The sequence below is a fragment of the Acrocarpospora corrugata genome (genome assembly GCF_009687845.1).
Lineage (GTDB): Bacteria > Actinomycetota > Actinomycetes > Streptosporangiales > Streptosporangiaceae > Acrocarpospora > Acrocarpospora corrugata.
The window spans coordinates 1-4,237 of record NZ_BLAD01000161.1 but is presented as its reverse complement, the minus strand read 5'-3'; the positions used below and the strand labels follow the sequence as shown (position 1 = coordinate 4,237).

General features: G+C 69.7%; 4 protein-coding genes and 2 pseudogenes. 2 read left to right on the top strand and 4 right to left on the bottom strand.

From position 1 onward, the window contains the following. Positions 1-127: 127 nt before the first annotated feature. From Acor_RS41790 to Acor_RS41780, 3 genes and pseudogenes are all read right to left on the bottom strand, one after another. Positions 128-1,849 (bottom strand): SAV_2336 N-terminal domain-related protein, encoded by a 1,722-nt coding sequence (locus Acor_RS41790; protein WP_155342294.1) that lies wholly within the window; start codon positions 1,847-1,849, stop codon positions 128-130. Between the two features lie 27 nt (positions 1,850-1,876). Continuing rightward, positions 1,877-2,596: a MoxR family ATPase gene (locus Acor_RS41785; protein WP_246239846.1), complete on the bottom strand. Its 720-nt coding sequence runs from the start codon at positions 2,594-2,596 to the stop codon at positions 1,877-1,879. A gap of 265 nt (positions 2,597-2,861) precedes the next feature. Further along, a pseudogene (locus Acor_RS41780) lies at positions 2,862-3,308 on the bottom strand (VMAP-C domain-containing protein); the annotation flags it as partial. Positions 3,309-3,325: 17 nt separating this feature from the next. On the opposite strand from Acor_RS41780, the gene Acor_RS41775 reads away from it, so the two are divergent. Together Acor_RS41775 and Acor_RS41770 are read left to right on the top strand one after the other, a co-directional pair. Continuing rightward, positions 3,326-3,877 carry a hypothetical protein gene (locus Acor_RS41775; protein ID WP_155342292.1) on the top strand — a complete coding sequence of 184 codons (552 nt, stop codon included), beginning with the start codon at positions 3,326-3,328 and terminating at the stop codon, positions 3,875-3,877. 16 nt (positions 3,878-3,893) lie between these two features. Beyond that, entirely contained in the window at positions 3,894-4,094 is a 201-nt protein-coding gene (locus Acor_RS41770) for a hypothetical protein (protein ID WP_155342291.1), read from the top strand. A 21-nt stretch (positions 4,095-4,115) separates the two neighbouring features. On the opposite strand, the pseudogene Acor_RS45280 reads toward Acor_RS41770, so the two are convergent. Continuing rightward, a pseudogene (locus Acor_RS45280) lies at positions 4,116-4,237 on the bottom strand (IS982 family transposase); the annotation flags it as partial.

Sequence of the window (4,237 nt, the reverse complement as noted above, 5' to 3'; positions counted from 1 at the left end):
CTTCTCAGCTCTCCGTAGTCGACCGGTTCGCTGGCGGGGGGAGCAGGATCCTGTTCGGCCACCTCGATGATCCGGCTGGCGAGCGCGTCGACGGCTCTTCGGTAATGTGTGCGCATCGACGCGGTCTTCATGAGCCCGTAGAAACCCTCCTGACGGTACCGAGGCCCGAAATCCTCAGCGGTGAACTGTATTTCCTGAGCGGCCCACGGGAGGCGTTCCGGGTCAGGGAGCGGTGCCCACAGGGCGGGAACGATGGCGCTCGGCGCGACGTGCCGGCGGTCGTGGGTAGCCGTTGCGCGAAAGCCGTCCATTCCCTAGTTCTGCGACTGGCTCTGCTCCGCGCCCGTGCGGTATCCGGCTTCCCCGTCTGGGTATCCCCCGCTGCCGGGCGGCCGATGTCTGCCGTCAAGGTGTCGGTGCCGTCCGGAAGACCGAGGCGAGCGGCCAGGTCGGCGGGCACCGGAGCGAGCTCTTCCCCGGCGACCGCGGCGGCCTCATCGCCCGCGTCGATGATTCCGGCGAAGGTCTGCCCTTGCGTCCCCGCCGTGTCCGCGAGGTAGCCGGACACGGCCGCACGCACAGCGGCCTCCTCCGAACGCCGTAGCTCGTTGCGCAGGCTCTCACGGAGGCCGGGAAGGAACTCGTAGGAGTCCGGCCCCGTCCTGACCAGCAGCCCGCCCAGCAGCACCTCGGCCAGGGCCGAGGTCCTCGACGCCGGTACCGCGGCGTGCCGTACCAGCCGCATGATCGGCAGCGTGAGCGGCACGGCCGACAGGCACACGGCGAGCTGGTACGCCTCCGGAGAGGCGCTGGCCCGGAAGCGGCCCAGTTCATCGATCCCCGCCGGCGCCGCCGGCGCCTGCCCTGCTGACGGACCGCGATCGATCGTGATCGCCAGGGGCACTCCGGCGGCGGTCCCCGCCAGCAGCCGGGCCCAGGCGCCGAGGGCGGTGGGTTCGACGCCGAGCACGGGGATGGGAATGCCCGGTGCCCGGTGCGGCCGGCGGCGGGTAAAGGTGGTGCGCAGCCGCCTATTGGGCAGGCCGGCCGTGCTGGCATGCAGCCGGGCGCCGAGCACCGGCAGCCCGGTGCGCGCCCACATCTGCTCAGGGAGCGTCTGCAGGACCGCGGTCGGGCATCGGTGCGCCCAGTCGGTAAGCGTCTCAAGGGCGGTGCCCTCGTGCCAGGCCTGCGCGCCACCGTCGGTGAGCACCAGAAACAGCCGCCGCCCGGACCCGTCCACGAGTTCCCTCGGATCACGCGCCGGCCCGGACGGCACAGCCGAGATGGTGCCCTTTCCCGGGTCCAGGTGCCAGGTGCGCACGTCCCGGACGGCGCCGGTCCCGCTGAGCAGGGTGTGCAGCTCGGCCGCCGCCACCCGCCACAGGGCCATCGAGGGTGAGGTGTCGACGATCAGCGCCACCTCGAACCACCGTTCGGGGGCGGGGCGCTGGACGGGCAGCCAGAGTCCGGTGCTGGCGATGAAGGTTACGGTGGCGTTCTCGTCGAAGGTCAGGTGCCGGTGGGAAGGGATCCGGCGGCGTAGCGGGCGGAGCGCGTACTGCAGGTCCCGGCCGCCGGTCAGTCCGGGTGCCTCCGGGAGCCGGACGGGATGCCCGGTCATCCCGGATCCGGCCGGCGAGGAACCCGGCACGCCGAGCGACCTCCCCGGCGCCCGCGCGGCCGAGAACTCGTTTCCGTCAGCTTCCCCGTCGAGGTCCTGGTCCGGCGGCCGGACCTGTGCCTCCGCGTCGGTCCCGGGGGCGGGGACAGGGGCGTACCGCGCGAGCCAAATGGCCTCGGCCAGTTCGCGGGCCGTCGGCCGTGAGGTTCGCGCGGTGCAGTGCACCGATCACCGAGATGACTGACATGGGGGTCAGTACGTCGCGCTCAGGTGTTTGAGCACCAGTTCGGCGAGCTCCCGCCGATCCGCGACGCCGGTCTGGTCCGGATGCATGGTCAGGAAGATGGCGTTGAGCAGCTGGTCGGTGGCGAGTTCGCCGGTGCTTCGCCGCTGCAGGAACTGCTGGAGGATGTCGGCGCTGGCGGCCAGCGCCTCCTCGCCCAGGTGGGCGCTGACGATGGCTTCCAGACGGCGGCTGTCCGGCTCGACGATGTCGAGCCGGAGGCATCGGCGCAGGAACGCGGGCGGGAACTCCCGCTCCCCGTTGCTGGTCATCACCACGATGGGGAAGGCGTGGCAGCGCACCGTACCGCGCCTGATGGGCGCCGGAGCGGCGGCGCGTTCCAGGCCGACCTGCACGCTTTCGTGGCTGTCGGCGATGCGCACGAGCTCGGGGATGAGGTATTCCCCTTCCTCCAGCACGTTGAGCAGGTCGTTGGGCAGGTCGACATCGCTTTTGTCGACCTCGTCGATGAGCAGCACCTGGGGCCGTTCGGTCGGCAGTAGGGCGGTGCCCAACGGTCCGAGCTGCACGTACTTGCCTATGTCGGCGACCGGTCGCTGCTGGTGCTTGGCGAGGTTGGCGTCCTGGAGCCGGGCGATGGCGTCGTATCGGTACAGCCCGTCCTGCAATGTCGTGCGGCTGGTGATCGGCCAGCGCAGCACGGGACCGAGCCCCAGCTCGTGCGCGATCGTGTAGGCCAGAGTCGACTTGCCGGTGCCGGGCCGGCCGGTGAGCAGCAGCGGACGGCGCAGCCAGGATCGCGATGTTGACGAGTTCGGCCTCGCGGGCGTCCGAGCGGTAGGTGAGCGCCCGCTCCAGGTCGGTGGGCCGGCCGTCCGCTTCCTGGTCGAAGACCGGGGTTATCAGCGGGCCGCCACCGAACTGTCGCCAAGGCGGCGCCGGAGGGATCCCCCAGTCGTGCGGAATCCCGTCACCTCTGAAGATCGTCATTCCCTAGGGCCCTCTCGAATCGTCGTAGCGGGGCTCCACCACAGGCGCCAGGAGCTGGGCGGACTGCTCGGGGTCGTCCCAGAGCAGGACGGTGCCGCGGCAGTCAAGGTCGGCGGGGACGCGATGCTGCGCGACCGCCCGGTTGCGCAGGAGCCGGATCGTCTCGGGCAGATCATGGATGGGCGTCTGTTGGAGCTTGTCGGCGAACGCGGTCCGGAACCGCCGCCCGGAGCACGTCTCCTCCCGGACGTCGCCGGCGTCGTGTTCGGGGCAGGTGTCCCGCCGCCAGATCGCGATCGGGCCGCCCGAGTCCAGCGCCACCCGCAGCATGTCGCCGTACGAGCCGGACGAAGTCGGCCGGCGGGTCAGCGCGATGACGGTGACTTCGGGATGCCCCTCCAACTCGGCGGAGAACTCCTCGGCTGACAGATCCTCGGTGCAGATGATCCCACTTCGCCCTGCTCCCCATGGCTGATGAGGAGATTCGGGCCATCGAGCAACTGTCCGACGACCTCGCCGGACGAGTCGTCATCGCCCTGGCCGCCGAGAACGCTCGCACTGGTGCCATCCGAGAGCTGACGCTCGACGACCTTGACCTGGTTAACCGGCGGATCACGCTGGCCGGTCGTCGCCAGCGACTCCGCGACCTCAGCTATCGAGTACTACGCCGTTGGCTCCGCGACCGCCGCGCAACCTGGCCGCGCACCAGCAACCCACACGTCCTCACCAGCGACAAGACCGCCCACGACACAAGTCCGATCAGCCAATTCGTGACGCTGCGGATGAACCACCTCAGCTGGGCGGCTCCGGCCGACGGCACCTCGATCGACCGGTACCACATCTACCGCTACTCGGATCCGCGGCACCTCGTGTCGGTGGCGACGGCTCAGCTCACTCGACTTCCCCACCCGTGCCGTCTCCTCCGCGACGACAGTCCAGTTCGTCAGCCCCTCTGCGACCGACCACTCCCCGGGCGATCTCCAGTTCCTCGGGCAGACGTTCACGCTCAACGCAGATGACAGCGCGGGCGAGCCGGTGCATCAGTTCAGTGCGGACTACACGATGACGCTGCACTTCGACCCGCCACAGCTGCCGTCGGGCGAGGACCCGAGCACGATCAACCGCTACTATTACGCGAAGGGCGCCTGGCAGTCGGTGCTGCCGTGCAGCGGCTGCTCGCTCAATCTCACCAACGACACGATCACCGTCAAGCTCGGCCGCTGGCTAGATGAATGAGTCCAAGGGGTCTGGTCACGCTTAGTGATCGTAGGCGGTCAGTGATCGTTTGATCGGCTGGCCAGTCTTGTCGTTGTGCCAGATCACAGTGGTCAACGCGAGGATCTTGGACAGGACCCGGATGATGACCCCAGCCGGCGTGC

What these genes read in the sequence shown, in the direction of transcription:
- Acor_RS41775 (WP_155342292.1), top strand. Translation starts at nt 3,326, where the DNA reads ATGGCTGATGAGGAGATTCGGGCCATCGAGCAACTGTCCGACGACCTC.